This window comes from Polymorphospora sp. NPDC051019, assembly GCF_040683055.1.
Classification (GTDB): Bacteria; Actinomycetota; Actinomycetes; order Mycobacteriales; family Micromonosporaceae; genus Polymorphospora; species Polymorphospora lycopeni.
On sequence record NZ_JBFBCH010000001.1, the window covers coordinates 14576 to 41332 of the forward strand.

Consider the following 26757-nt stretch of genomic DNA (forward strand, 5'->3'; position numbering starts at 1 on the left):
GTCAGCTCCCTCCTACCTGGACAATGATTTTGCCGACGGTACGCCCGGCGGCAAGGTCGGACAGCGCCCGCGGCGCCTCGTGCAGTGGCACGACCCGGGTCACCGGTGGCCGGACCGCGCCGGCCGCGTGCAGGTCGAAGAGCTGGGCGTACGCGTCGCGGACCGCGTCGGGGCGCCGCCACGGGTACGTCGACCCCCACGACAGGCCGATGACGGTGGTGTTCGCGGCGGTCAGCCGCATCGGGTCGACCGGCGGCGGTGGCCCGCCGGCGGCGCCGATCACCACGATCCGCCCCTCGAACGCCAGGCAGTCGAGCGACCGGGTGAAGACGTCGCCGCCGACCGGGTCGAGTACGACGTCGACCCCGGTCCCCCGGGTCGCCTCCCGGACCTGTTCGACGAAGTCGGTGGCGTGGTAGTCGATGGCGAGGCTGGCGCCGTTCTCCCGGCAGCGGGCGACCTTCTCCGGGCCGCCGGCGGTGCAGATCACCCGGGCCCGCCGGGCGACGGCGAGCTGGGTGGCGGCGATGCCGACCCCGCCGGCACCGGCGTGCACCAGCACCAGGTCGCCGGCGCGTACCCCGGCGCGTTCGAGGGCGAACCACGCCGTCTGGTACGTCACCGGCAGGGCGGCGGCCTCGACCGGGCCGATCCCGGCCGGCCGGGGCACGGTCAGGCCGGCCTCGACGGTGACCCGGTCGCCGAGCGCGCCGTGCGGCAGCGCCGGGCAGGCGAGCACGTCCTGGCCGAGCAGGTGCTCGGCGCCGGGGCCGGCGGCGACGACCCGGCCGGCGACCTCCACGCCCGGGGTGACGGGCGGGTCGGGGCGGACCGGATAGGTGCCCCGGCACAGCATCACGTCGAGGAAGTTGAGGCCGACGGTGTCCACGGCCAGGGTCACCTCGCCGGGGCCGGGCGGCGGGTCGTCGGGCACCTCCGCGACGGTGAGCACGTCGGCGGGCTCACCGTCGCGGAGGGCGACCAGTCGACGGATCATGCCGTGGCCGGCACGAGCAGTTCGGAGTGGTGGTGCACGATGCGCCAGCCGTCGTCGGTGCGCCGCAGCACGTCGGTGACCCGGCTGTGCTGGGCGGAGCCGTCCTTCGGTTCGGCGACCAGCACGTAGCGGGCGACGGCGGTGTCGTCCCAGACGTCGACACGCAGGTCGGTGGCGGCCAGGACGGCGAGGTTCGGGCGGGCGCCGGCGGCGTCGCGCCGGTCGCGGTACGAGTCGAGTTCGGCGCGGGTCCGCAGCGGCCCGGGCAGGTGGGTCTCCCAGGTGGTCACGTCGGCGTGCAGGTGGCTGTCGAAGCGCCGCCGGTCGCCGGCGAGGAACGCGTCGTACAGGTCGTCGATGCCGGCCCGGATCAGGTCGGCGTCGGCCCCGCCGCGGTCTTCGGTTTCGGTGCTCACTGTGCGCTCCATCCCGACCGGTCGTCGCGGACGACGCGGCCACCCTTCATGACCCAGCGGATGCCGCGGAACGCCGACGTCTCGGCGGTCGGGTCGGCGTCCATCGCGACCAGGTCGGCGTACTTGCCGGTCTCCACCGTGCCGAGGTCGGCCTCGGCGCCGAGCCAGCGGATCGGGCCGAGGGTGCCGGCGTACAGCGCGCGGGCCGGGCCGATGCCGCCCTCGGACATGTATTCGAGTTCGCGTACCGAGGCGTTGGTTCCCTCGAAGTGCCAGAACGGCGGCATGTCGCTGCCGAGCAGCACCTCGACGCCGGCTTCCAGCGCCATCGCGTAGCTCTCCAGGTGTCGTGGTCCGGCGCCGAGCGACCGGCACTGCATCCACTCCGGTACGCCGAGTTCGTCGAAGAACTCCTTGCAGCGGGTGACCAGCAGGGTCGGCACCAGGGCGGTGCCGCGCTCGGCCATCCGGGCGACGACCCCGGGGGTGAGCTGGTAGCCGTGCTCGACGCAGTCGAGGCCCAGTTCGACGGCCTCGGCGATGACCGGCGCCGGCCCGGCGTGGGCGGTGACCCGCCGGCCCCAGGCGTGCGCGGTGTCGATGACGGCGCGCAGCTCGTCGGTGAACAGCTGCCGGGTGTGGATCGACTCGTGCTCGCCGGCGATGCCGCCGGAGATCATCACCTTGATCAGGTCGGCGCCGGCCTTGACCTGGCTGCGTACGCCACGCCGGAAGCCGTCCGCGCCGTCGCACTCCATGGTGTCGCCGCTCTCGTGGCCGTGGCCGCCGGTGCAGACCAGGGCCCGGCCGGCGGTGAAGATCCGGGGGCCGACGACCCGGCCGGCGGCGATCGCGCGGCGCAGGGCGAAGTCGGCGTGGTCCTTCTCGGCCACGCAGCGAACCGTCGTCACTCCGCACAGGAGGGTGCGGCGGGCGCCGTCGGCCATGTAGAACGCCAGTTCGTGGGGGCTCATCCCCTTGACGCCGTCGCCGCCGCTGCCGGGCAGCGACAGCGACAGGTGGGTGTGCATGTTGGTCAGGCCCGGCGTGACGTACGCGCCGTCGAGGTCGACGCGCGCGAACCCGCCCTGCTCGCCGGCCTGGGCGAGCACCTCGTCGCGCGGGCCGACGGCGGCGATCCGGTCGTCGCGTACCCAGACGGCCGCGTCGGGCAGCGGGCCGACGCCGTCGACGATCCGGCCGTCGACGACGGTGCAGTTGACCAGTACGGTCGACGCCGCACCACTACTTTCGCTCATGGGTAGTCCTCGAATCCGTAGATCTGGCGGGCGGCGGCGGGGGTGACGTAGCCCTCGGCGATGTCGGCGCGGATGGCGGCCGGGTCGCGGTCGCGGGGGTCGCCGTGGCCGCCCCCACCGGCGGTCAGCAGCGTGATCCGGTCCCCCACCTCGACCCGGGTCCGCTTCGTCGACACCCGCGCCTCCCGGTCCGTACCGGGAAAGACGACCACCTGGTTCGGGTCCGGCTCCAGGCCGCCGGCAAGCGCCCACGGCCGGCTGCGGGTCTTCTTGATCACCGACAGGAACTCGCCCGGCGTCACGAACCGGATGTCACGCCGCAGCCCCGATCCACCCCGGAACCGGCCCGCCCCGCCGGAGTCGGCGCGGATCTCGACCCGTTCGAAGAACATCCCGGTCTTGGCTTCGAGGACCTCGACCGGGGTGTTGCGGGCCTGGGTCTGGCACAGGTGGTTGACCGGGCCGATGCCGTCATGGTCGGGGCTGGCGCCCCAGCCGACCGCGTCGTTGTTGCTGACCGCGAACATCTGCCCGGTGTCGGGATGGATACCGACCATCATGAACCCGGGCACGTCACCGCCGGACGACGCCGGCAGCCGGTCCGGCATGCCCTGGGCGAGGGCCTTGTAGATGAGTTCGAGGGCGACGGTGCCGGTCCACTGGGTGAACGTCGCCGCCGGGTAGACGGCGTGGAACAGGGTGCCGGGCTCGGCGCGTACCGACAGGGCGGCGAAGTGGCCGGCGTTGGTCTGCTCGGTCGGGGTGGTCACCGCCTTGAACGCGACCCGGGCGGTCGCGATCGTCGCGCCGAGCGGCAGGTTCACCGGGCCGGGTACGGCCGGCGACGAGCCGGCGAAGTCGACGGTGAACCGGCCGTCGGCGACGGTCACGGTGACCTGCATCCGGATCGGCTCGTCGCTGATGCCGTCGTCGTCGAGCCAGTCGACGGCGGTCCACGAGCCCTGCGGCAGGGCGGCGACCGCCTCGGCGGTGGACGCCTCGGCGGCCGCGACGACGGTGTCGACGACCGCGTCGACGGTCTCGCGCCCGTAGCGGGTGTAGACGTCGATCAGCCGGCGCTCGCCGGTGCGCAGCGCCGCGACCTGGGCGTGCAGGTCGCCGATGACCAGGTCCGGCATCCGGGAGTTGAACCGGATCAGTTCCACGATCTCGTGGGCCGGTTCGCCGCGGCGGAAGACCTTGGTGCCCGGGAAGATGATGCCTTCCTGGTGCATGTCGGTGGAGTCCAGCACGTAGCCGGGGTCCTTGGCGCCGAGGTCCATCCAGTGCGCGCGGACGCAGAGGAAGCCGATCAGCGTGCCGTCGCCGTCCGGGTCGGCCGGGTCGGGCAGGAACACCGGCGAGAACAGGGTCGCGTCGTACGAGTGCGCCGCGTTCCAGTACGGGTAGTTGAGCAGCACCACGTCGCCGGGTTCGAGGTTGTCGACCCCGACGTACTCGACGCCCTTGCCGATCGAGTAGTCGTTGGCGCCGAGGAACCGGCTCAGGCCGGTCGACTCGGCGACCAGGCGCAGGTCGGCGTCGTAGATGGAGATGCCGAAGTCGTAGACCTCGTAGATGACCGGGTTGAAGGCGGTGCGGACCAGGGCGGCCCGCATCTCCTCGGCGGCCGACACGAGATAGCTGCGGACCACCTCGACGGTGGCGCCGTCCGGCGGTGTCGTCGCGGCCCGACCGGCCCCGGGTTCACCCATCGGTCACCCCGTAGACGTCACGGGCGGCGGCCGGGCTGACGTAGCCCTCGGCGACGTCGAGGCGTACGGCGTCGGGGTCGCGGTCGCGGGGGTCGCCGTGCCCGCCCCCACCGGCGGTCAGCAGCGTGATCCGGTCCCCCACCTCGACCCGGGTCCGCTTCGTCGACACCCGCGCCTCCCGGTCCGTACCCGGGAAGACGACCACCTGGTTCGGGTCCGGCTCCAGGCCGCCGGCAAGCGCCCACGGCCGGCTGCGGGTCTTCTTGATCACCGACAGGAACTCGCCCGGCGTCACGAACCGGATGTCACGCCGCAGCCCCGCGCCACCGCGGAACCGGCCCGCGCCGCCGGAGTCGGCGCGGAACTCCATCCGTTCGAAGAACATCCCGGTACGGGCCTCCAGCACCTCGACCGGGGTGATCCGGCCGGTGCTGCCGGAGACGTGGGTGGCGGCGTTCATGCCGTCGTGGTCGGTGGTGGCGCCCCAGCCGACCGGGTCGTTGTTGCTGACCGCGAACATCGCCCCGGTGTCGGGGTGGATGCCGACCATCATGAACCCGGGCACGTCACCGCCGGACGACGCCGGCAGCAGTTCCGGCATGCCCTGGGCAAGCGCCTTGAGGATCAGCTCGACCGCGACGATGCCGGTCCACAGGGTGAACGTCGGCTGCGGGTAGACGGCGTGGAAGAGCGTGCCGGGCTCGGCGAGCACCTTCAGCGGGGCGACCGTGCCGGCGTTCGACGGCTGGTCGGGCGAGGTCAGCGACTTCAGGATCACCTTGCAGATCGCCTCGGTGGCGCCGTACGGCATGTTGATCGGGCCGGCGGTCGCCGGCGCCGAGCCGGCGAAGTCGACGGTGAACTCGCCGTCGGCGATGGTGACGGTGACCCGCATCTTCACCGGGTCCTCGGTGATGCCGTCGTCGTCGACCCAGTCCTCGGCGGTCCAGGTGCCCTGCGGCAGCGCGGCCAGGGCGGCCCGGCTGCGGGCCTCGCCGTCGGCGATCATCGCGTCGATGGCGGCGTCGACGGTGGGCCGGCCGAACTTGGCCAGGATCTCCAGGTAGCGGCGTTCGCCGGTACGCAGCGCGGCGATCTGGGCGTGCAGGTCGCCGAGCACCTCGGCCGGCATCCGGGAGTTGAACCGGATCAGCTCGTGGATCTCGTGGACCGGGACGCCCTTCGACACCACCTTGGTGCCCGGGAAGATCAGCCCCTCCTGGTGCATGTCGGTGGAGTCCAGGACGTAGCCGGGGTCCTTGGCGCCGAGGTCCATCCAGTGCGCGCGGACGCAGAGGAAGCCGACGAGGGTGCCGTCGGCGTCCGGGGCGGCCGGGTCGGGCTGGAAGACCGGGGCGAACAGGGTCGCGTCGGAGGCGTGCGCCGCGTTCCAGTACGGGAAGTTGAGCAGCACCACGTCGCCGCGGTGCAGGTTGTCGAGGCCGACGTACTCGACGCCCTTGCGCAGCGAGAAGTCGTTGGCGCCGAGGAAGAAGGTGAGCCCGGTCGCCTCGGCGACCAGCCGCAGGCCGGCGTCGTACATCGACATGCCGAAGTCGTGGACCTCGTAGATGACCGGGTTGAACGAGGTGCGGATCAGGGTGGCCCGCATCTCCTCGGCCGCCGACAGCAGGTAACTGCGGACGACCTCGACCGTGGCTCCGTCCAGGGTGGTCATGCGCCAGCCTCCTCGAGGGTCACCAGCAGGTAGCCGTGCGGGTCGACCTCGACGCGCTGTCCACTGGGGACGACGGTGGTCGAGGTGCCCTCGTCGACCAGCGCCGGCCCGGAGAAGACGTCGCCGGGCTGGAGCAGCGAGCGGTCGTAGACGGCGAACGGAACGACCTCGCGGGTGCCGAAGTCGTACGCGTCGCGCGGGGCGAGCAGCGCCCGGGTCGGGTCGCCGTCGCCGGCCGGCGCGGTCGCCAGCTCCGGGCGACGGGTCCGGCCGATGCCGCGTACCCGCAGGTTGAGGATCTGCAGCCGGTTGTCCATCGCGTGGCCGTACCGGGCCCGGTGCAGTTCCTCGAACGAGGCGCGGACCGCGTCGGGGTCGAGGTCGTGGCCGACGGTCACCATCAGGCTGTGCTCCTGGCCGAGGTAGCGCAGCTCGAACTGCCGCTCCAGGAGCGCGTCGTTCTCGCCCACCCCCTGGGTGCGCAGCGAGGCGAGGGCCTCGGCCTCCACGCTCTTGAACAGCGCCTCGATCTGGTCCAGGTCGGCGTCGTCGAGGGTGGCCATGACCGTACGGGCGAAGTCGTCGACGATGTCGGCGGACAGCATGCCCCAGGCGGAGAAGCCGGACGGGGCGAACGGCACGACCACCTCGCGGATGCCCATCTCGCGGGCCAGCAGCGGGGCGAGCAGCGGGCCGGCGCCGCCGAAGGCGAGCAGTGAGAAGACCCTCGGGTCGTGGCCGCGCTCGACGGTGATCTGCCGGACCGCGCCGACGGTCTTGGCCAGCAGCACGTCGTAGATGCCGGCGGCGGCCGCCTCGACGGACAGGCCGAGCGGTTCGGCGACCTGCTCGCGGACCGCGTCGCGGGCGGCGTCGTCGGCCAGGCCCATGGTGCCGGCGAGGAAGCGCGCCGGGTCGACGAAGCCGAGGACGACCGAGGCGTCGGTGACGGTCGGCTTCGTGCCGCCGCGGCCGTAGCAGACCGGGCCGGGGTCGGCGCCGGCGCTGTGCGGGCCGACCTTGAGCAGGCCACGGTCGAGCCAGGCGATGGAGCCGCCGCCGGCGCCGATGGTCCGGATGTCGTACGTCGGGATCAGCAGCGGGAAGTGTTCGAGCTGCGCCTCGTACGCGGCGACGGCCGAGCCGCGCTCGATGACGCAGGCGTCCAGCGACGTGCCGCCGATGTCGAAGGTGAGCAGGTTGTCGCGGCCGAGTTCGTTCGCCAGGTAGGCGGCGCCGACGATGCCGCCGGCCGGGCCGGACAGCACGGTGTGCGTCGGCGAGGTCTTGGCGACGGTCGACGTCATCGAGCCGCCGCCGGAGCGCATGATGAGGAACCGGCCGGCGAAGCCACGGGCGGCCAGGCCGCTCTCCAGCTCGTCGACGTACCGCTCGAAGATCGGCCGGATGTACGCCTCGAGCACGGTGGTGCTGGTCCGCTCGTACTCGCGGTACTCGCGGACGATGTCGGTCGACAGCGACAGGCTGACGTCCGGGTACTCGCGCCGGATGATCTCGGCGGCGGCGCGCTCGTGGGTCGGGTCGAGGAACGAGTGCAGGAAGCAGATCGCGATCGACTTCACGCCCTGCGCCTCGACCAGCTCGCGGGCGGCGGCGCGCACGCTGTCCGGGTCGAGTTCGGTGACGACCCGGCCCTTGTGGTCCAGCCGGCCGGTGACCCCGGCGGTGTAGCGGCGCTGGACCAGGCTCTCCGGGCGCTGGTACTTGAAGTCGTACATGTGGTCCGACGGCACGTTGCCGCGGCCGATGAGAAAGATGTCGCGGAAGCCGTCGTTGGTGATGATGCCGGTGGCGCCGCCGCGGCGTTCGAGGACGGCGTTGAGGCCGAGCGTGGTGCCGTGGATGAACAGCTCCACCTGGGACAGGTCGGTGCCCAGCGCGGTGACCGCGTCGAGCACACCCTCCCACGGCCGCGCGGGCGTGGTCGACGCCTTGCGGAAGCGCACCCGGTTGGTGCGGGTGTCCAACTCCATCGCGTCGACGAAGGTGCCGCCGATGTCGACGGCGAGCCGGATGTGCGGTTCAGACACGGATGTCACTACCTTTCAGCAGGGCGGGGATCTCCGGTACCCGCCAGCAGGCGGCCCGGCTCGCGCCGTACGGCTGGAGTTCCTGGTCGTCGGAGCGGCACCGGTCGGTGACGAACGGGCAGCGGGCGGCCAGCGGGCACCCGGTGGCGGCGTCGGCCTCCTCCAGGTCGCGGGTCAGCTCGACCCGCGGCCCGCCGAAGCCGGTGCCCAGGCTGGGGGCACTTGCCAGCAGCGCCCGGGTGTACGGGTGTTTCGGGTTGTCGAAGACCTCGTCGACCGGCCCCTCCTCGACCACCCGGCCGAGGTAGAGCACGACGACGCGGTCGGAGAAGCCGCGTACGGTGGCCAGGTCGTGCGAGATGAAGACCGAGCCGCGCGACGAGTCGGCGGCGACGTCGGCGATCACCTTGAGGATCTGGGCCTGCACGGTCACGTCGAGCGCCGAGGTGGGCTCGTCGAAGACGATCAGTTCGGGGCGGCCGACCAGCGCCCGGGCGATGCCGATCCGCTGGGCCTGCCCGCCGGAGAGTTCGTGCGGCTGCCGCTGGAGGATGGACCGGTCGAGTTCCATCCGGTCGAGCACGGCCCCGACCCGCTGCGCGCGTTCGGCCGCCGGTACGCCGAGGGCCCGCAGCGGTTCGGCGATCGAGTCGCCGACGGTGCGGCGCGGGCTGAGCGAACCGATCGGGTCCTGGAACACCATCTGGGCCCGGGTCCGCAGCTGCCGCAGCTTACGGCCGCGCAGGCCGGCGTAGCGCTGGCCGGCGACCTCGACGCTGCCGCTGGCCGGGTCGACCAGGCCGAGCATGAGCTTGGCCAGGGTGCTCTTGCCGCAGCCGCTCTCGCCGACGACGCCGAGGGTCTCGCCGGCGGCGACGGTCAGGCTGACGCCGCGCAGCGCGTGGTGGCCGCCGCGGCCGAAGCGGCTGCGGTAGACCACGTGCGCGTCGTCGATCGCCAGGACGGGCGTGCCGGCCGCCGGCGTCGCGGCACCGGCGGCCCGGTCCTTGGTGAGAGCGCCCGCCGGCCCGACCGGGCCGGTGCCTGGCACGGTCGGGCCGGCCGGCGCGGCTTCGGCGGTGGTGCTGGTCGGGTCGGCCGCCGCGGTCTTGGCGGTGGCGTGCAGGGTCGGGTCGGCCGCCGCGGTCTTGGCGGTGGCCTGCAGGGTCGGGTCGGCCGCCGCGGTCTTGGCGGTGGCCCGCAGGGTCGAAGCGGCAGCGGTCATCGGGCCGCTCTGCGGGTGGAAGCAGGCCAGCGTCCAGTCGCCCGAGCCGTGCGGGACCGGCATGGTCGGCGGGCGGCGCTGCCCGCAGGTGTCGGTGGCGTGCGCGCAGCGGGGCGCGAACGGGCAGTCGTCCGGCGCGGCCCGCATCAGCGGCATCGCCCCGGCGGTCGCGACGACCGGCCGGCCGTCGATGTCGGGGACCGAGGCGAGCAGGGCGCGGGTGTAGGGGTGGGACGGTTCGCGCAGCACCTGGTCGGCGGGGCCGCTCTCGACGACGGTGCCGGCGTAGAGCACCACCACCCGGTCGCAGACCGCGGCGATGGAGGCCAGGTCGTGCGAGATGAGCAGTACGCCGCGCCGGTCGGCGTCGGCGGCCAGCCGGAACTGGCGCAGGATCTCCCGGGTCAGGGTGACGTCAAGGCCGGTGGTCGGCTCGTCGGCGATCAGCAGGCCGGGCGCGCAGCCGGTGGCCAGGCTGATCATCACCCGCTGGGCCATGCCGCCGGACAGTTCGTGCGGGTACGCGTCGAGCCGCCGGGCCGGGTTGCGGATCCCGACCTGTTCGAAGAGTTCGCGGGCGGCCTCCCGGGCCCGTTTCGGGTCCATCGCCTGGTGGGTGGTGAGCCGGTCGGTGAGCTGCCGGCCGACGGTGCGGGTGGCGATGAGCGCCCCGCGCGGGTTCTGGAAGCACAGCGCCGCGCCGTGGCCGCGGTGGGTGCGCAGTGCCTCGTCGTCCATCCGCAGCACGTCGGCGCCGTCGAAGTGGACCGCGCCGGTGGCGTCCGCGCCGCCGGGCAGCAGGCCGACGACGGAGCGGGCGACCATGCTCTTGCCACCGCCGCTCTCGCCGACCAGGCCGACCACCTCGCCGGCGTCGACGCGCAGGTTGACGTTGCTCAGGGCGGCGACCTCGCGGCCGCGCCGGCGGATCACCACCGACAGGTTCTCGATCGAGAGCATGGCTATCTCCGCTTCGCGTCGGCGCGTTCCTGCAGCCCCTCGCCGAGGAGGCTGAAGCCGAGCACGCAGATGAGCAGGAAGAGTCCGGGCGGCACCGAGGTCCACCAGCGTCCGGCGACGACGTCGGGGTTGCCGAGGCTGATCATGGCGCCCCACTCGGCGGTGGGGATGCTGACGCCGAGGCCGAGGAAGGACAGGCCGGCCAGGGTCAGCATGGCCCAGCCGCAGTTCAACGGTGCGATGACGCGTACCGGGGTGAGGCTGTTGGGCAGGACGTGCCGCCACAGCACGCCGAACGTCGACGAGCCGGAGGTCACCGAGGCGTCGATGAACGGCAGCTCGCGTACGGAGCGGGCCTCGGCGCGGACCAGGCGGGCGTACGCGGGCGCGTTCACCAGGGCGATGGTGATGATCAGGTTGACCGTGCCGTTGCCGAGCAGGGCGGCCACGGCCAGGGCCAGGATGAAGGTCGGGAACGCCTGGAAGATGTCGACCAGCCGCATCAGCACGTCGTCGACCCAGCCGCCGAGATAGCCGGCGACCAGGCCGACGATCGTGCCGACCACGACCGCGAGGGCGACGGCCGCCACCGCGATGCCGAGGTCGAGGCGGCCGGCGTAGAGCAGCCGGCTCCAGATGTCCATGCCGTTGCTGTCGGTGCCGAGCAGGTGGCTGCCGCCCGGCGCGGCGAGGTTGGCGGCCGGATCGATCTCCTCCGGGCCCCAGTTGGCGAGCAGCGGGGCGAAGATCGCGGCGAGCGTGACCACGGTCAGGATGGTCGCGCCGACCACGATCAGCACGTTGGCGAACCGGCCGCCCCGGACCCCGCGGCCCTTGACCGGGGCCGCGGTGTCCGCGGATTCGCCGGGACCGCCGGCGGCGCGCAGATCAACCATCAGATCTTCACTCTCGGGTCGAGGATCGCGTGCACCACGTCGGCGATGAGGAACACCAGCACGTAGGCCAGGGCGATGATCACCACGGACGCCTGGACGACCGGGTAGTCGCGGTAGAGCAGGCCGCGCAGCGCCCACTGGCCGAAGCCCTGCCAGGAGTAGACGTATTCGACGAGCACGGTCGAGCCGATCGCGGTGCCGAAGACCAGGGCGGCCAGCGACGGCACCCGGACCATCGTCGCCCGGGTCAGGTAGCCGCGCAGCAGCGTTCGGGGACGCAGCCCGTGGGCGCCGGCGGCGACGTACGCCTCGGAGTGCAGCACCTCCAGCGCCGACGCCCGTACGCTGCGCAGCAGCGGCGCGACGATGACGATGGCCAGCGTGGCGACCGGCAGGGCCAGGTGCGCCGCGGCCGAGCCGAACGCCGGCCAGTTCGCCGTCAGCACCGCGTCGACCAGGTCGGCTCCGGTGATCGGGGTCAGGTTGGTGTCCGGGTCGACCCGGCCGCTGGGGGCCGGGAACCAGCCGAGCACGCTGTAGCCGACCAGGATCAGCACCAGGCCGAGCCAGAACTCCGGCATCGAGTTGCCGATCAGGGCGAAGATCCGGATGCTGTGGTCGCCGACCCGGTCGGCGCGGCGGGCCGACCAGATCCCGAGTACGACGGCGACGACCAGCGCCAGCGACACCGAGAAGACGACGAGTTCGAGCGTCGGCCCGATCCGCACCGCGACCTCGGCGGTGACCGACCCGCCGCTCTGGATCGAGGTGCCGAAGTCACCGGTCACCAGCCCGCCGAGGTAGTCCAGGAACTGCTTCCACATCGGCTGGTCGAGCCCGAACCGTTCCCGGGCCGCCGCGGCGTCCTCCTCGGTGGCGTTCGGGCCGAGGATGGTCCGGATCGGGTCGCCGGGCAGCACCCGCACCAGGAGGAAGGTCAGGACGACCACCCCGAGCAGCACCGGGATGAGCTGGAGCAGCCGCCTGCCGACGAAACGAAGGATCCGCATGGGTACCGGGATCAGGCCGAGGTGCTGAGGTAGCGCAGGCGGGCGAGGCCGTCCATCGGCTGGACCCAGCCGGCCACCTCCTCGCGTACCGGCAGGTTGAAGTTGGGCTGGCAGACGATCACCCACGGCACGTCGGCGGCGAGGATCTGCTGGACCCGGGTCCACAGCGCCCGGCGGCCGTTCTCGTCGACGGTGGTGTGCGACTGCTCGTAGATCTGCTCGATCTCCGGGTTGGTGTAGTTGGAGTAGTTGAGGTTGGCGCCGGAGACGAAGCTGGTGGCCAGCATGTACTCGACGTCGTTGACCCAGAGCTGGCCCGAGGTGATCTGCAGCGGGATGTTCTTCTGCTGCCGCCGCTCGGCGAGCGTGGCCGGGTCGAGCGGGGTGAGCTTCAGTTCGATGCCGGCCTTGCGTGCCTCGGACTGCACCAGTACGGCGAGCTGCTGCTGGGTGTCGTTGTCGGTCTGGAAGACCAGCTCCGAGCTGATCGAGGTCTGGCCGGCGGCGGCCAGCGCGGCCTTGGCCGCCTCGATGTCGTACTTGTAGGGGTAGCCGCTCGGGTCGTAGCCGGGCATGTCCAGCGGCACCAGGCTGCTGGTCGGCCGGGCGTCGCCGCCGTAGACGTTGGCGATGATCTGCTCGTACGGCACCGCCTGGGCCAGCGCCTTGCGGACGTTGACGTCGTTGAACGGCGCGGTGGTGACCGACATCTGGATCGCGACCTGCTCGTTGCTGGGCGCGGAGAGGACCTTGATGCCGTCGGCGTTCTTCAGGTCGGCGATGTCGCGGCGGCTGATGCCGAGCGCGATGTCGATGTCACCGTTCTGGAGCTGCAGCCGCTGGTTGGCGGCGGCCGGGACGACCGAGATCCGGATGGTGCCGGTCTGCGCCGGGTCCGGGCCCGGGTAGCCCTTGTTGGCCTCCAGCACGATCTCCTGGCCCTGGGTGGCCTTGGTGACGTTGAAGTAGCCGCCGGTCGGGGCGTTCTTGGCGAACCACTCCTGGGCCCACGGGTCGGCGTCGGTGGCGTGCTTCTTGGCCTCGACCGAGTCGAAGACGTACAGCGAGATCGCCTGGATCTGCGGGGTGAGCGCGCTCGGGAACGCCTGGGCGAACTCGACGGTGTGGTCGTCGACGACCCGGACCTGGTCGGGCTCGGTGAGACCGATGGTCCGGTAGACGCCGGCGACGTTGGCCTTGGCGGCGAACGCCCGGTCCTTGGACCACTTGACGTCGGCGGCGGTCATCTCGTTGCCGCTGGCGAACTTGACGCCCTTGCGCAGCTTCAGGGTCCAGGTCTTCTGGTCGGCGCTGGGCTCGAACGACTCGGCGAAGGTCGGCATCACGTTGGTGGTGTCGAGGATCTTCGAGCCGCTGACCTCGGTCACGCCGTAGTCGACCAGGTAGGGGTAGACGTTCTTGTAGAGCATGAGCGCGGTCGGGTCGAACCCGACGAAGTCCTGGTCCCAGCTGCTGAGGTAGCTGGAGACCGCGATCCGCAGGGTGGACGCGGCCGGGTCGGCGGACCGGCCGGACGAGCCGGACTGGGAGCCTGCGGCGCAGGCGCCGGTGGTCAGCAGGAGGGCGACGCTACCCCCGAGCTGCAGCACCGACCGACGGGAGAGTGCGGGCGATCCGGGTCCGAACGGACGCGCTGATCCGGCCATGGGAAGTCCTCCAAGAACCACGACGAGGCGGACCGCGGACGACGCGCCCACCTGCTGGTGTTCTATCAGGCTGCAAGAATGTGAACAAGGGTGAAACCACTGTTCACCCCGAGAATCGTCCCCCTGGCCAGGAACAGAGCTAAACAGGGGATGGTCAGATGCGCAGGTTGTTCACCAGATTTCACACGCGAGATACAAGAGGCTGTTCACAGCGAGGCGACCACGCCCGGGCGGCGGGTCGCGGTCGGGCCGACGGGCGGGCGGCCGGTCAGGCCGGGTGGCCGGCGTGCCGGAACACCCGGGGCGCCCACAGCGGCTCCCCCTCGGCGTCGGCGATCTCGGCGAACAGGCCGGCCAGCGACGCGGTCCAGCGCGCCTGCACGGCGGAGCCTGCGGTGAGGGTACGCGCCCGGTCGAACCCGTCCCGGGTACGCAGCACGCAGATCACCAGGGTGTCGCGGCGGAAGATGGAGTAGTCGTACATGCCGGCCTCGTCGAGCAGCCGGGACAGCTCCGGCCAGACTTCGGCGTGCCGGCGGTCGTACTCGGGGCCGGCGCCGTCGCGCAGCCGGTAGAGGTAGCAGAACTGCGCGCCCGGGGCCGGGTCCGATCGTCCGACGCCGGGACGCGCCCGGCCGGCCCCGGACTCCGGGGCCGGCCGCGTAGGCTCGCTGGTCACGGGTTCACTTGCCGGAGCCGGCGAGCGCCCCGGAGACGAGCTGCCGCTGGAACACCAGGTAGATGATCAGCACCGGCAGCAGCGCGACGATGAGGCCGGCGCTGACCAGCGGCACCGACACGTCGTACTGGCCGGTGAGCAGCGAGACCCCGACCATCAGGGTCTTCCGGTCCGACCCGCCCATGATCACCAGGGGCAGCAGCAGGTCGTTCCACATCCAGACGAAGTTGAAGATGCCGAGCGCCGACAGGGCCGGTGCCGCGATCGGCGTCAGCAGCCGGAACAGGATCGTGAAGTGGCCGGCCCCGTCGACCCGGGCCGCCTCGATCAGCTCGTCGGGCACCTGCTGGAAGTAGCCGGCGAGTTGATACGTCCCCAGCGGCAGGCCGAACGCGGCGAACGCCAGGATCAGCCCCTGGTACTGGCCGGACATCCCGAGGTCGAGCACGGTCTGGTAGAGCGGGTAGATGATCGCCTGGCTCGGGATGGTCAGCGTGACGATGATCAGCAGGAAGACCAGCTTGCCGCCCCGGAACCGCAGCTTGGTGACCGCGTACGCGGCCAGCAGGGCGGCGAGCACCGACAGCACCAGCCCGCCCAGCGTCGCGATCAGCGAGTTGAGCAGCAGCCGGGGCATGTTCATCCGGTTGAACGCCTCGACGTAGTTGCCGAACGTGACCGACGTCGGCAGGCCGAGCGGGTCCTGCGCGAACCCGCCCTGGGTCTTCAGCGAGCTGACGATGGTGAACAGCAGCGGATAGATCGCCGCCACCGCCACCACGACGAGCACGAAGGTGAGCAGGTAGCGCCCCGCCCGTACGGCCGAACGCCTGGTCATGCTTTGCGCGTCCCTTCCTTGAACATGTGCCGCACGCTGAACACCGAGATCAGGGCGACGAAGACGAACAGCGCCACGCCGATCGCCGAGCCGTAGCCACGGTCGAGGAACTGGAACGTGGTCAGGAAGACCAGGTACTCCGGCAGCATGGTGGCGTCGCCGGGCCCGCCCTGGGTCAGCGCGTAGATCAGCGGGAACAGCCAGATCAGCACGCCGGACGCGCACAGCACGGTCCAGTACGCCACGGTCGGGCGCAGCATCGGCACGACCACCGAGACCAGCCGCCGCCAGAAGCCGGCCCCGTCGAGGTACGCGGCCTCCAGCACCTCGCCGGGGATGGTGGCCAGCCCGGCCAGGTACGTCATCACGCCGAGCCCGAAGAAGCTCCACAGGGCGACCGCCACCAGCGAGAACAGCGCGCTGTAGCGGCCGTTGAGCCACTCGGTCGCCAGCGGGTCGAGCCCGACCGCGCGCAGCCCGGCGTTGAGCGGGCCGTCCGGGGCCAGGATCTGCCGGAACATGATGCCGACGACGATCGGCGCGATCGTGTACGGGATGAAGTAGACCGCCCGGAACAGCTTCCAGCCCGGGGTGCGCTGGTGGATCAGCAGGGCCAGCACCAGCGGCAGCACCACCCACACCGGCAGGGTCGCCACCACCATCAGCGCGTTGCGGAAGCTGGTGAGGACCATCGGATCGTCGAGCATCCGGGTGTAGTTGTCGGCACCGGCGAACGAGGTGCCGTCGAATCCGCTGGACGACTCCAGGCTGGTCGCCACGCCCCGGCCGAGCGGCACGAACTTGAACGTGACGGCGAGCGCCACCGCCGGGAAGACCAGGGCGGCGGCGAGCCACCACTGGCGTACCCGGGCGGTCCGGATCGCGGCCCGGGCGGACGGGCCGGGCGTCGCGGTGGTCGGGTCGGTCTTCGCCACCGGTGCGGTGGAGATCGACATCTTCTTCCCTCCGATCGGCGCCGGGCGGGGCGGCGGGACCGCCCCGCCCGGCGGGATCACCTGCCCTGCCGCTTGGTCGGGCTGCGTTCGAGGGCCTGCTGCATCTGCTCGGCCCACTTGTCGACGGTCAACTGGCCGAGCGTGACCTGCTGCCAGCCGCGGGCCAGCGCGTCGGTCTCCGGGCCGGAGAGCATCACGCCGGCGTGCAGCGTGGGCTGGGCGACGAACTCCTGGATCTTCAGGAAGGAAGGGGAGGTCGGCAGCAGTGCCTTGTCGACGGTGCTGTTCAGCGGCTGGCCCTTGCCGTAGCGGACCCACAACTCGCCGTTCTCCTTGCCGGCGAGCCAGCTGATGAACTCCAGGCCGGCCTGCTTCTTCTCGCTCCACTTGGTGACGCCGTAGACGGCGCCCTCGATGCCGGAGAACTTCTGCGCCAGCGGCGCGTCGGGGTTGATCACCGGCCAGCGGGTGACGCCGAGATTGTCGTCGCCGAGGGCCTTGCCGAACGCCTCCCAGTTGACGGCGTCGGAGATGATCGTGCCGGCGAAGGCGGCGTCGCCGCGCTGGAAGATGTCGGCGCCGTCGGGCAGCATCGTGATCGACGGGGCGTTGCTGTTCGTCCAGCCGCTGGTGGTGATCTCGGCGAGCTTCTCCAGGCTGGAGACCAGCTTCGGGTCGGTCCACGACAGCGTGCCGGCGAGCAGGCCGCGGATGTCGTCCTCGGTCAGGTAGTTGCGGGCGATCTCCGGGAAGTCCCAGTACGCCGGGAACGTGCCGGACAGGCCGAGGGCGAGGCAGGTCTTGCCGGACTTCTTGACCGCGTCGCAGGCGGCGGCGAAGTCGGCCCACGTCGCCGGCGGGTTCTCCGGGTCGAGGCCGGCGGCGGTCAGCACCGACTTGTTGTAGTAGAGGACGTTGCCCTGGTAGGAGAACGGCACCCCGTAGCAGGGCTTGCTGGTGTCGAAGCCCTCGCAGGCGCCGCTGTAGGTGACGAGGTCCTTGTTGATCTCGGCGGCCCGCTCGCCGAGCGGCTCGTACGCCCCGCGCCGGTCGAACAGTTCGAGGCCGGCGTTGTTGGCCATCACGTCCGGGCCGGACTGCGAGGTGATGTACGGACCCTGCACCTCGGGGTAGCGGTCGAACGGCACCGCCTCCATGTCCAGCCTGATGTCCGGGTGGCCGGCCTCGAACGCGGTCTTGACCTGTGCCCAGTACTCGGTGCCGCCCGGCTCCCAGGTCAGCACCTTGAGGGTGACCGGACCGTCGGCGGCGTCGTCGCCACCGCACGCGGTCAGCAGCGTGGCGGCTGCCAGACCGGCGGCGAGCGCGCCCGCTATCTTGCGTCGCAACATCGGTTGAAGCTCCTGTCGAGGGTGGTTCAGGAAGTGATCCGGCGGGTCTCGCCGCCGGCGGTGGCGCTGTCGACCATGGCGGCGGCCACCCGCACCACGTGCAGCCCGTCGGCCAGCGGAACCACCGCCGTCGGGTGCGCGCCGGTGACCCGGGCCAGGAAGTGCCGCAGTTCGGCAGCGAGCGCCCCACCGCCTCCGGACGGGGAGAGCAGCCAGTCGGGCGCCTGCGCCTGCTCGGCCTGGACGAGCAGGGTGGGTTGGGCGAGGTCGACGTGACCGACCCCGCCGGTGCCGTACACCTCGACCAGGTCCGAGGTGTGGTTGGGAGCGTCTTCGGGGAGCAGGTAGCTGTTGCGGATCGACGACACGACGCCGTTGGCGTGCCGCAGTTCCGCGAAGACCAGGACCGGTGCTTCGGCCCCGGTACGGGTACGGGCGGTGGCCCGCACCTCGACCACGGGCGCGCCGGCGTACCAGAGCGCGAGGTCGACGTCGTGGACGGCGGTGAGCAGGGCGGGGTGGTCGCCCGGGAAGAGCCGGCTCAGGGTGCGGGGCCGGTCGCGGCGCGACGAGACCGCGAGGACGTCGCCGAGCCGCCCGGCGCGTACGGCGTCGTGCAGTGCCCGGTGCGGGGCGCTGAAGCGCAGGATGTGGCCGGGCTGGCAGAGGACGCCGGTCGACCCGGCGACGGCGACGATCGCCTCGGCGTCGGCGACGGTGGTGGCCAGCGGCTTCTCGACCAGCACCGGTACGCCGGCGGTCAGCAGCGCGGTCGCCACGGCCCGGTGGGTCGGGCCGGGGGTGCAGACCGAGGCGGCGGCGACCGGACCGGCGGCGAGCAGCTCGTCGACGGTGGCGTGGGTGTGCGGTACGCCGTACTCGGCGGCGAGCCGTTCCCGGGCAGCGCGGTCCGGATCGACCAGGGCGGCGACCGGCACGTCCAGCGAGCGGTACGCCGCCACGTGCCGGGCGCCGAAGGCGCCGGCGCCGACGACCGCGACCGGGTTCACGCGCCCACCGCCGGGACCGGGCCGGTGGCACCGGCGTCGGCGGCACCGCCGCCCCGGCCGTCCTCTGCCGGCGGGCCGGCCTGCGGGTCGGCGGCGCTCAGGGCGCCGGCGAGCACGGCGCGGGTGAGCCGGTCCAGGGCGGTGACCCCGGTGTGGAGGCACCGTTCGTCGACGTCGAACTCGGCGGAGTGCAGCGGGGCGCCGCCGGCCGCGCCGCGCACCCCGAGCTTGACGTAGAGGCTCGGGCCGAGCGCGCCGAGCAGCGCGAAGTCGTCGGTGGTCAGTGGCGGTTCGGCGAGGTCGGCGACCTCGACGTGGCCGGGCAGCTCGCGGTGCGCGAGGGCCACCAGTTCGGGGGTGTTGCGGATCGCCGGCATCTCGTTGGCCCAGGTGAACTCGATGCCGAGGTCGAAGGCGGCGGCCTGCTGGCGGGCCACCCGCTCGACGACCTCCTTGAGGCGGGCCCGGACGGCCGGGTCGTGGGTGCGCAGCGTCCCGGTCGCCTCGGCCCGGTCGGCGACCAGGCTCTGGGTCCGGCCGCCGGCGATCGTGCCGACGTTGAAGGCGACCAGGTCGTGCGGGTCGCGGGACCGGGCGACGGCGGCGTGCAGGCTGCTGACCAGGGTGGTCAGGCCGAGGATGGCGTCGCGTCCGCGGGCCGGGGTGGCGGCGTGCGCCGGCCGGCCGCGCAGCAGCACCCGGAAGGCGTCCTTGGCGGCCATCGCCGTCTCGCGGTCGACGCCGACCGTGCCGGCCGGCAGCTCCGGCCAGCAGTGCAGTCCGAGTACGGCGTCGAACCGGGGGCGGCCGAACGGCTCCTCCGCCAGCACCAGGGCGGCGCCGGACTCCTCGCCGAACGGGATCTCCTCGGCCGGCTGGAACAGCACGGTCAGCGAGCCGCGCGGCGGCGGGTCGGCGGCGAAGCGGCGGGCGACGCCGACCGCCACGGTCATGTGCACGTCGTGTCCGCAGGCGTGGCAGACGCCGGGGTGGACCGAGGCGTACGGGACGTCCTTGGCGTCCTGGACGGGATAGGCATCCATATCGGCCCGAAGCAAGACTGCCGGCCCCGGAGCGATGCCCGGAAGGTGCACGACGAGACCCGTACGCGCCACCTCGGTCCGGATCTCGCCCAGACCGGCCATCCGGTCGGCCAGCACCTTGGCCGTCCCGTGCTCGGTAAACCGCAGCTCGGGGTACTGGTGCAGATGCCGGCGCAGCTCGACAAGCCGGTCAATCCCGTCGCCAACCAACTCCACGTGTCGCGCCCCTCGCTCTCGCCGGTAATCCGGCCCTAATTAAGACAGAACTTAGGTGAGTGGGTGTGTGGCGTCAATAACCAGTTCAGGATTCGGCTAGGGTTGCCGGCCATGACCGCCAGCGACGCGCACATCCATCTCTTCGCCGGGGGCTATCCCGGCCGTTACGGACACTCCCCCGCCGGGGGCGACGAACTCGCCGCGTACCTGCGGCTGCGGGAGGCCCACGACATCGACCGGGCGCTCGTGGTCGGCTACGAGGGTGGGCCACGGTTCGTCGGCAACAACGCCCACCTCGCCGCGCTGGCCGCCCGGCAGCCGTGGATCGCGCCGGTCGCCTACGTACCACCCGCCGGACCGTCCACTGTCGACGAGCTACGGGCCCGGCTCGGGCAGGGCTTCGTGGGGCTGTCGGCCTACCTGCCAGGCCCCGCCGAGGCGGCCGCCCTCGCCGGCTGGCCCGCCGGGACCGCCGCCACGCTCAACGCCGCCGCGGCGGTGGTCAGCCTCAACGCCACCCCCGCCGCGGCCGCCGGCCTAGCCGACGCCGTGGCCCGGCTCGACGGCTGCACCGTGCTGTTCAGCCACCTCGGCCTGCCCGGCCCGCATCCCGAACCGCCGTCCGTCGACCGGGCCGCCGAAATCCTCGCCCCGCTGCGCGCGCTGGCCGGCCTCCCGCACGTCGGGGTCAAGATCTCCGGCCTGTACGCGGTCAGCGACCCGTCGCACTCCTGGCCACACGCCGCGGCGGCACCGTTCGTCCGGGTACTGCTCGACACGTTCGGCCCCGGGCGGCTCTACTGGGGGTCCGACTTCGCGCCCAGCCTCGACGCGGTGTCGTTCCCGCAGACCCTCGACCTGCCCGCCCTGGCCGGCCTCTCCCCCGCCGAGCGCGACGCCGTGTACGGCGGCAACCTGGTCCGCGCCCTGGACCGGGTGATTCTCCCGGACTCACACCCGCGCTAGCGTGCCGGCGGCCTCGCGGGCCAGCTCGAACTCCTCACGCGGCCGCACCACCAGCACCGGCACCGCCGCCCCGGGCACGCTGACCGGCCCGTCGTCGTCACGGTTCCCGCCGGTCGGCGGCACCACGCCGAGCAGGCGCAGGCCGGCACAGACGTCGTGGCGCACCTCCGGCTGGTCCCAGCCGATCTCGCCGGTGAAGACCACCGCGTCCAGCCGGTCCAGGCTGGTCGCGGCGGCCGCCATCTCGCGGCGTACCCGATGGTCGAAGGTGTCCATCGCCAGCGCGGCGGACGGGTCGCCGGGCGCCGCCGCGACCAGGTCGCGGGTGTCGCCGGACCGGCCGCCGGACAGGCCGAGCAGCCCGGACCGGTGGTAAAGGCCGTCGAACACCTCGTCGTACGTCAGCCGCCCGTCGAGCAGCCACAACAGCATGCCGGGGTCGACGGCGCCGCTGCGCTTGCTCATCGGCACCCCGTCGAGCGGGGTGAAGCCCATCGACGTGTCGACGCTGCGCCCGCCGCGTACGGCGCACACCGACGCCCCGCCGCCCAGGTGCGCCAGGAGCAGGTGCAGGTCGGCGACCGGCCGGCCGAGCAGTTCGCCGGCCCGCCGGGTCGCGTACGCGTACGACAGGCCGTGGAAGCCGTACCGGCGCAACCCGAACCGCTCCCGCCAGCGGGCCGGCACCGGGTACGTCCGCGCCGGCTCCGGCAGCCCGGCGTGGAACGCCGAGTCCGGGCAGACCAGGTGCGGCACGTCCGGCAGTAGCCGCCGCAACTGGTCGAGCAGGGCCAGCGCCGGCGGCAGGTGCAGCGGCGCGAGCGCGGCCACGTCGTCCAGTGCACGGCGCAGCCCGTCGTCGACGACGGTGGGCCGGAAGACGAGTTCCCCGCCGTGCACGAGCCGGTGCGCGACCATGTCCGGGGCGGGCCGGCCGGCGACGAAGTCCCGCACCGCCGCCTCGGCGTCGGCCGGCGGGGTGGACCGGTCCAGCCGGGCGCCGACACCGTCGCCGCCGGGGCCGCCTGTTCCGCCGTCGCCAGCGGTGACGTCGACGTATGCCAGGTGCAGGCTGGACGATCCGGCGTTCACGGTGAGCACGACGGTCATTGACCGCGCGTACCCGGTCGGCCCCGGCCCATGCCCGGCCGTCCGCTGCCCGGGGCGGACGGCCGGCGAGCGGCCGGGTTTGGTGCGGGGTGGCACGGGAAGTCGACCGTTCCGCGGACGGAGGGAGCGGATCGTGCAGATCAGCGTCATCGGCACCGGCCACATCGGCGGCACCCTGGCCCGGCATTTCGCGTCGGCCGAACACCACGTCGCGGTCGCCCACTCCGGCGACCCGGCCGAACTCGACCCGCTCCTCGCCGACCTGCGGGGGTGCGGCGAGGCGGTCAGCCCGGCCGAGGCGGCCCGGATCGGCGAGGTCGTCGTCGTCTCGGTGCCGTTCCGCGCGTACGCCGACCTGCCGACCGGCGGACTGGCCGGCAAGACGGTCATCGACACCACGAACTACATGCCGGACCGCGACGGCCACATCGCGGAACTGGACGAGGACCGCATCACCTCCAGCGAGATGGTGCAGGCACACCTACGGGACGCGCACGTGGTCAAGGCGTTCAACACGATGCGCTGGGACCACCTGCGCGACTACCACCACGAGGCCGGGGCGCAGATGCGCTACGGGATCCCGTTGGCCGGCGACGACGTCCAGGCCAAACGCTGCGTACAGCAGCTGATCGAGGAGATCGGCTTCGCGCCGGTCGACTCCGGCGACCTGGCCACCGGTGGCCGCAAGCAGCAACCCGGCTCCCCGGCCTTCCTCGCCGACCAGACGACGGACCAACTCCAGGCCACCCTCTCCGCCCTCTGACCCGCCCGCCCCGCCCCAAGATCCGCGTGATCAGGGATCTCGACGGGCGTGTCGCCGGCGTGGCGAGGTGCGAACTCCCTGATCACGGCGATCTAGGACGACGCCGGCGCTCCCCTCCGGGCGGGTACCGCTGTCGAGGGATACCGCGAATTCGGCGTAAGAACAGTGAATTCGCCGTGGGGCCGAACAGTTACTGGCCCGCCGGCGGGCTGCCGGCGCGACGGGTGACGGTCGCGGTGGTGCGACACGGACGGGCGGGCCAGCGACACGGACGGGCGGGGTGCGGTCGTACAGTCGGGGTCGTGACCGAACCACGCGAGCCGGAACGCACCGTCCTCACCGGGGCCACGACGGTGGCCGCACAACCCACCGGCCCGGCGGACACCGCCGAGCCGACCAGCGTGCTGCTGCCCGGGCACGACGTGCCGCTGGGCCGCTACACGACGGTGCGCCGGCTGCTCCCGCAGCGGCAGCGGAGGATGATCGGCGCCTGGTGCTTCGTCGACCACTTCGGGCCGGACGACGTCGCCGGCCGGCCGGGGATGCAGGTGCCACCGCATCCGCACACCGGGCTACAGACGGTGAGCTGGCTCGTCGAGGGCGAGATCCTGCACCGGGACAGCCTCGGCAGCCTCCAGACGATCCTGCCGGGGCAACTGAACCTGATGACGGCCGGTCACGGCATCGCGCACTCCGAGGAGTCGCCGGCCGCCCATCCGCCGTCGATGCACGGCCTGCAACTGTGGGTGGCGCTGCCGGACAGCGCCCGGCACGGCGCGGCCGACTTCGCCCACCACCCGTCGGTACCGGGGTGGCGGGAGGACGGCGTGGAGATGTCGGTGGTGGTGGGGACGCTGGCCGGGGTGTCGTCGCCCGCGGTGACATACACGCCGCTGGTCGGCGCGCAGATCACCTTCGACGCCGGGTCAGGCGGCCGGGTCGGCCTGCCGTTGGAGCCGGATTTCGAGTACGCGGCCGTGGTGATGTCCGGCACCGCGCGCGTCGCCGGCGCCGAGTTGACGCCCGGTGACCTGCTTCACCTGGGCCGGGGTCGCCGCGACCTGACCGTGACCGCCGACGCGCCGGGCGCCGACGGCCCGACGCGGTTGTTCCTGCTCGGCGGCGAGCCGTTCGACGAGCCGCTGGTCATGTGGTGGAACTTCGTCGGCCGCTCGCACGAGGAGATCGTGGCGGCCCGCGACGACTGGGCCGCCGGGCGGCGCTTCGGCACCGTCCACGGATACGCCGGCGACCCGCTGCCCGCGCCGGAGATGCCGACCACCCGGCTCAAGGCCCGTGACCGGCACGGGCGCACACCGGGGGCCTGAGTCCCCTGGGTGGGTGACCTTCGGCCCTGCCGGGTGACCGCCCGCCGCGCGGACGATCGCTGAGGATCGCCGGCAGGTGGCCGGTCGCGCGACGAGGGGTTTCGAAGGCATGGACGCGTTGGACGTGGCCCGCTGGCAGTTCGGGGTCACCACGGTCTACCACTTCCTGTTCGTGCCGCTGACCATCGGACTCGGTCCGCTGGTCGCGGTGCTCCAGACGATGTGGCTGCGCACCGGCAACGAGCGCTACCTCAAGCTCACCAAGTTCTACGGCAAGCTCTTCCTGATCAACTTCGCGATGGGGATCGTCACCGGCATCGTGCAGGAGTTCCAGTTCGGGATGAACTGGAGCGACTACTCCCGCTTCGTCGGCGACATCTTCGGCGCCCCCCTCGCGATCGAGGCACTACTCGCGTTCTTCCTCGAATCCACCTTCCTCGGCCTGTGGATCTTCGGCTGGGACCGGCTGCCGAAACGCGTACACCTGGCCACGATCTGGGCGGCGGCGATCGGGAGTGTGCTGAGCGCGTACTTCATCCTGGCCGCGAACTCGTTCATGCAGAACCCGGTCGGCTACCGGATCGACCCGGAGAGCGGGCGGGCCGAACTCACCGACTTCGTGGCGGTGCTGACCAACAAGGTCGCGCTGATCACCTTCCCGCACACGATCGCCGGGGCGTTCCTGGTCGCCGGGTCGCTGATCGTCAGCGTGTCGCTGTGGCACGTGATGCGCCGGGGGGTGACCGACGAGACGCCGGCGCACCGGTTCGCGACGAGGTTCGGCGCGGTCGTCACGCTGGTCGCCACCGCGGCCGTACTGGTCACCGGCGACATCCAGAGCAAGATCATGACGCAGGTGCAGCCGATGAAGATGGCCGCCGCCGAAGGTCTCTACGACACCGAGTCGCCGGCCGCCTTCTCGGTGCTCACCGTCGGCAGCCTGGACGGCGGGCGCGAGGTGTTCGCGCTGAAGATCCCGTACCTGCTCTCCTGGCTGTCCACCGGCGACGTCGACGGCGAGGTCCACGGCATCAACGACCTCCAGGCGCAGTACGCCGCGCAGTACGGGCCCGGCGACTACGCGCCGATGATCCCGGTCGCGTACTGGAGCTTCCGCCTCATGATCGGCTTCGGGCTCGCGGCGGCACTGGTCGCGCTGCTGGTGCTCTGGGCGCAGCGGCGCGGGCGTACCCCGTCGTCGAAGTGGCTGCTGCGGGCCGGCCTGGTCCTGCCGCTGCTGCCGCTGGCCGCCAACGCCTTCGGCTGGATCTTCACCGAGATGGGCCGCCAGCCGTGGATCGTGTTCGGCGAGATGCTGACCCGGGACGGGGTGTCCCGCAGCGTGTCGCTGACCGAGGTGCTGACCTCGTTCACCGCGTTCACCCTGATCTACGCGATCCTCGCCGTCGTCGAGGTCCGGCTGCTGCTGACGTACGCCAGGCGCGGGCTGCCGGCGGTCGCGCCGCCGCCCGACGACGACCGCGACGGCGACCGTGACGCCGACGAGGACCGCCCGCTCGCCTTCGCCTACTGACCCCGGAGCATCCCGTGGAACTGTCCACCTTCTGGTTCCTGCTGATCGCCGTCCTGTTCACCGGCTACTTCGTCCTGGAGGGCTTCGACTTCGGGGTCGGCGTGCTGCTGCGCGTGCTCGGCCGCGACGACCGGGAGCGCCGCGTCCTGATCAACACGATCGGCCCGGTCTGGGACGGCAACGAGGTGTGGCTGATCACCGCCGGCGGCGCCATGTTCGCCGCGTTCCCGGAGTGGTACGCGACCCTGTTCTCCGGCTTCTACCTGCCGCTGCTGCTGATCCTGCTCGCGCTGATCGTGCGCGGGGTCGCGTTCGAATACCGGCACGGTCGCGACCACGCCGGCTGGAAGGACCGCTGGGACTGGGCGATCACGATCGGCTCGGTCGTGCCGGCGGTGCTGTGGGGCGTCGCGTTCGCGAACATCTTCCGGGGCGTGCCGCTGACCGCCGACCACGAGTACGCCGGCGGGCTGCTCACCCTGCTCAACCCGTACGGGCTGCTCGGCGGGGCGACGTTCCTCGCGGTCTTCGTCACGCACGGTGCGCTGTTCCTGGCGCTGAAGACCGCCGGCGACATCCGCGAGCGGGCGAACCGGCTGGCCGGCCGGGCCGGCCTGGTGGCGGTGCTGCTCGCCGGCACGTTCCTGGTCTGGTCGCTGGTGCTGCGGGCCAACCCGGCCGCCGTCGTGCTCGCGGTGCTCGCCGCCGTCGCCCTGGTCGCCGGCCTGGCCGCCAACCGGGTACGCCGGGAGGGCTGGGCCTTCGCCGGTACGGCGACCGCGATCGCGCTGACCGTGGCGACCCTGTTCACCGCCCTGTTCCCGGAGGTGATGCCGTCCGCACTGGACCCGGCCGGGACGCTGACCACGGCGAACGCGTCGTCGACGCCGTACACCCTGACCATCATGACCTGGGTGGCGGCGGTCTTCACCCCGATCGTGCTCCTCTACCAGGGCTGGACCTACTGGGTCTTCCGCAAGCGTCTGGACACCACCCACATCCCCACCACCCACTGATCCCAACCTCTGCGTGTCCCTCAAGATCCGCGTGATCAGGGAGTACGTCGGGCGTGGCGTCGGCGAGTCGCC

Annotated in this window: 22 protein-coding genes; 5 read left to right on the forward strand and 17 right to left on the reverse strand. The window is 72.4% G+C overall.

All coding sequences use genetic code 11. The features are described from left to right. Window position 1: 1 nt before the first annotated feature. From AB0M79_RS00075 to AB0M79_RS00150, 16 genes are all read right to left on the reverse strand, one after another. Window positions 2-997 carry an NADPH:quinone oxidoreductase family protein gene (locus AB0M79_RS00075; protein WP_364206109.1) on the reverse strand — a complete coding sequence of 332 codons (996 nt, stop codon included), beginning with the start codon at window positions 995-997 and terminating at the stop codon, window positions 2-4. Beyond that, window positions 994-1413, reverse strand: a complete 420-nt coding sequence (locus tag AB0M79_RS00080) for a nuclear transport factor 2 family protein (protein WP_357537188.1) — start codon at window positions 1411-1413, stop codon at window positions 994-996. Before AB0M79_RS00080 ends, AB0M79_RS00075 begins: the two co-directional genes overlap by 4 nt. After that, entirely contained in the window at window positions 1410-2672 is a 1263-nt protein-coding gene (locus AB0M79_RS00085) for an amidohydrolase family protein (RefSeq protein WP_364206113.1), read from the reverse strand. Before AB0M79_RS00085 ends, AB0M79_RS00080 begins: the two co-directional genes overlap by 4 nt. Further along, window positions 2669-4387: a hydantoinase B/oxoprolinase family protein gene (locus tag AB0M79_RS00090; RefSeq protein WP_364206116.1), complete on the reverse strand. Its 1719-nt coding sequence runs from the start codon at window positions 4385-4387 to the stop codon at window positions 2669-2671. The genes AB0M79_RS00085 and AB0M79_RS00090 overlap by 4 nt, the downstream gene beginning before the upstream one ends. After that, the gene (locus AB0M79_RS00095) at window positions 4380-6065 is read right to left on the reverse strand and encodes a hydantoinase B/oxoprolinase family protein (RefSeq protein ID WP_364206119.1); all 1686 of its coding nucleotides are present in this window, start codon (window positions 6063-6065) and stop codon (window positions 4380-4382) included. Before AB0M79_RS00095 ends, AB0M79_RS00090 begins: the two co-directional genes overlap by 8 nt. Beyond that, window positions 6062-8116 carry a hydantoinase/oxoprolinase family protein gene (locus AB0M79_RS00100; RefSeq protein WP_364206122.1) on the reverse strand — a complete coding sequence of 685 codons (2055 nt, stop codon included), beginning with the start codon at window positions 8114-8116 and terminating at the stop codon, window positions 6062-6064. The genes AB0M79_RS00095 and AB0M79_RS00100 overlap by 4 nt, the downstream gene beginning before the upstream one ends. Then, window positions 8109-10301 (reverse strand): dipeptide ABC transporter ATP-binding protein, encoded by a 2193-nt coding sequence (locus tag AB0M79_RS00105; protein ID WP_364206125.1) that lies wholly within the window; start codon window positions 10299-10301, stop codon window positions 8109-8111. Before AB0M79_RS00105 ends, AB0M79_RS00100 begins: the two co-directional genes overlap by 8 nt. Window positions 10302-10303: 2 nt before the next feature. After that, window positions 10304-11197 (reverse strand): ABC transporter permease, encoded by an 894-nt coding sequence (locus AB0M79_RS00110; RefSeq protein ID WP_357537199.1) that lies wholly within the window; start codon window positions 11195-11197, stop codon window positions 10304-10306. Further along, a complete protein-coding gene (locus AB0M79_RS00115) occupies window positions 11197-12207 on the reverse strand; it encodes an ABC transporter permease (protein WP_357537200.1) in 1011 nt (336 codons plus the stop codon). Before AB0M79_RS00115 ends, AB0M79_RS00110 begins: the two co-directional genes overlap by 1 nt. Window positions 12208-12218: 11 nt before the next feature. Continuing rightward, window positions 12219-13817 carry an ABC transporter substrate-binding protein gene (locus tag AB0M79_RS00120; RefSeq protein WP_364206129.1) on the reverse strand — a complete coding sequence of 533 codons (1599 nt, stop codon included), beginning with the start codon at window positions 13815-13817 and terminating at the stop codon, window positions 12219-12221. 325 nt (window positions 13818-14142) lie between these two features. Further along, window positions 14143-14553, reverse strand: a complete 411-nt coding sequence (locus AB0M79_RS00125; RefSeq protein ID WP_364206132.1) for an L-rhamnose mutarotase — start codon at window positions 14551-14553, stop codon at window positions 14143-14145. A gap of 4 nt (window positions 14554-14557) precedes the next feature. Next, window positions 14558-15391 carry a carbohydrate ABC transporter permease gene (locus AB0M79_RS00130; protein ID WP_364206135.1) on the reverse strand — a complete coding sequence of 278 codons (834 nt, stop codon included), beginning with the start codon at window positions 15389-15391 and terminating at the stop codon, window positions 14558-14560. Next, window positions 15388-16347, reverse strand: coding sequence for a sugar ABC transporter permease (locus AB0M79_RS00135; protein WP_364206138.1), 960 nt, complete (start codon window positions 16345-16347; stop codon window positions 15388-15390). Before AB0M79_RS00135 ends, AB0M79_RS00130 begins: the two co-directional genes overlap by 4 nt. A gap of 56 nt (window positions 16348-16403) precedes the next feature. After that, complete coding sequence (locus tag AB0M79_RS00140) at window positions 16404-17699, reverse strand: extracellular solute-binding protein (protein ID WP_364206141.1); 1296 nt, start codon at window positions 17697-17699, stop codon at window positions 16404-16406. A 26-nt stretch (window positions 17700-17725) separates the two neighbouring features. Beyond that, the gene (locus AB0M79_RS00145; protein WP_364206144.1) at window positions 17726-18709 is read right to left on the reverse strand and encodes a Gfo/Idh/MocA family oxidoreductase; all 984 of its coding nucleotides are present in this window, start codon (window positions 18707-18709) and stop codon (window positions 17726-17728) included. Then, entirely contained in the window at window positions 18706-19968 is a 1263-nt protein-coding gene (locus AB0M79_RS00150) for a M20 family metallopeptidase (RefSeq protein WP_364206147.1), read from the reverse strand. Before AB0M79_RS00150 ends, AB0M79_RS00145 begins: the two co-directional genes overlap by 4 nt. Before the next feature lie 111 nt (window positions 19969-20079). On the opposite strand from AB0M79_RS00150, the gene AB0M79_RS00155 reads away from it, so the two are divergent. Continuing rightward, window positions 20080-20934: an amidohydrolase family protein gene (locus AB0M79_RS00155; protein WP_364206150.1), complete on the forward strand. Its 855-nt coding sequence runs from the start codon at window positions 20080-20082 to the stop codon at window positions 20932-20934. Here AB0M79_RS00155 and AB0M79_RS00160 read toward each other — a convergent pair. Beyond that, window positions 20920-22044, reverse strand: a complete 1125-nt coding sequence (locus AB0M79_RS00160) for an acetate kinase (protein WP_364206153.1) — start codon at window positions 22042-22044, stop codon at window positions 20920-20922. The genes AB0M79_RS00155 and AB0M79_RS00160 overlap by 15 nt on opposite strands. Window positions 22045-22177: 133 nt before the next feature. Between AB0M79_RS00160 and AB0M79_RS00165 the strand changes: the two genes are divergently transcribed. The 4 genes from AB0M79_RS00165 to cydB all read left to right on the forward strand — a co-directional run bounded on the left by AB0M79_RS00165 (window position 22178) and on the right by cydB (window position 26685). Then, window positions 22178-22807: an NADPH-dependent F420 reductase gene (locus AB0M79_RS00165; protein WP_364206156.1), complete on the forward strand. Its 630-nt coding sequence runs from the start codon at window positions 22178-22180 to the stop codon at window positions 22805-22807. Between the two features lie 353 nt (window positions 22808-23160). Further along, window positions 23161-24135 (forward strand): pirin family protein, encoded by a 975-nt coding sequence (locus AB0M79_RS00170; protein WP_364207579.1) that lies wholly within the window; start codon window positions 23161-23163, stop codon window positions 24133-24135. Between the two features lie 109 nt (window positions 24136-24244). Beyond that, complete coding sequence (locus AB0M79_RS00175) at window positions 24245-25669, forward strand: cytochrome ubiquinol oxidase subunit I (RefSeq protein WP_364206159.1); 1425 nt, start codon at window positions 24245-24247, stop codon at window positions 25667-25669. Window positions 25670-25683: 14 nt separating this feature from the next. Further along, window positions 25684-26685, forward strand: a complete 1002-nt coding sequence (gene cydB, locus AB0M79_RS00180; RefSeq protein ID WP_364206162.1) for a cytochrome d ubiquinol oxidase subunit II — start codon at window positions 25684-25686, stop codon at window positions 26683-26685. Window positions 26686-26757 lie beyond the last annotated feature (72 nt).

Excerpts from the sequence above, each read along its gene's own strand:
- AB0M79_RS00095 (WP_364206119.1), bottom strand. The coding sequence starts at position 6,065 with ATGACCACCCTGGACGGAGCCACGGTCGAGGTCGTCCGCAGTTACCTG.
- AB0M79_RS00090 (WP_364206116.1), bottom strand. The coding sequence starts at position 4,387 with ATGGGTGAACCCGGGGCCGGTCGGGCCGCGACGACACCGCCGGACGGC.
- AB0M79_RS00085 (WP_364206113.1), bottom strand. The coding sequence starts at position 2,672 with ATGAGCGAAAGTAGTGGTGCGGCGTCGACCGTACTGGTCAACTGCACC.
- AB0M79_RS00130 (WP_364206135.1), bottom strand. The coding sequence starts at position 15,391 with ATGACCAGGCGTTCGGCCGTACGGGCGGGGCGCTACCTGCTCACCTTC.
- AB0M79_RS00155 (WP_364206150.1), top strand. The coding sequence starts at position 20,080 with ATGACCGCCAGCGACGCGCACATCCATCTCTTCGCCGGGGGCTATCCC.
- AB0M79_RS00115 (WP_357537200.1), bottom strand. The coding sequence starts at position 12,207 with ATGCGGATCCTTCGTTTCGTCGGCAGGCGGCTGCTCCAGCTCATCCCG.
- AB0M79_RS00140 (WP_364206141.1), bottom strand. The coding sequence starts at position 17,699 with ATGTTGCGACGCAAGATAGCGGGCGCGCTCGCCGCCGGTCTGGCAGCC.
- AB0M79_RS00175 (WP_364206159.1), top strand. The coding sequence starts at position 24,245 with ATGGACGCGTTGGACGTGGCCCGCTGGCAGTTCGGGGTCACCACGGTC.
- AB0M79_RS00135 (WP_364206138.1), bottom strand. The coding sequence starts at position 16,347 with ATGTCGATCTCCACCGCACCGGTGGCGAAGACCGACCCGACCACCGCG.
- AB0M79_RS00075 (WP_364206109.1), bottom strand. The coding sequence starts at position 997 with ATGATCCGTCGACTGGTCGCCCTCCGCGACGGTGAGCCCGCCGACGTG.
- AB0M79_RS00160 (WP_364206153.1), bottom strand. The coding sequence starts at position 22,044 with ATGACCGTCGTGCTCACCGTGAACGCCGGATCGTCCAGCCTGCACCTG.
- AB0M79_RS00110 (WP_357537199.1), bottom strand. The coding sequence starts at position 11,197 with ATGGTTGATCTGCGCGCCGCCGGCGGTCCCGGCGAATCCGCGGACACC.
- AB0M79_RS00105 (WP_364206125.1), bottom strand. The coding sequence starts at position 10,301 with ATGCTCTCGATCGAGAACCTGTCGGTGGTGATCCGCCGGCGCGGCCGC.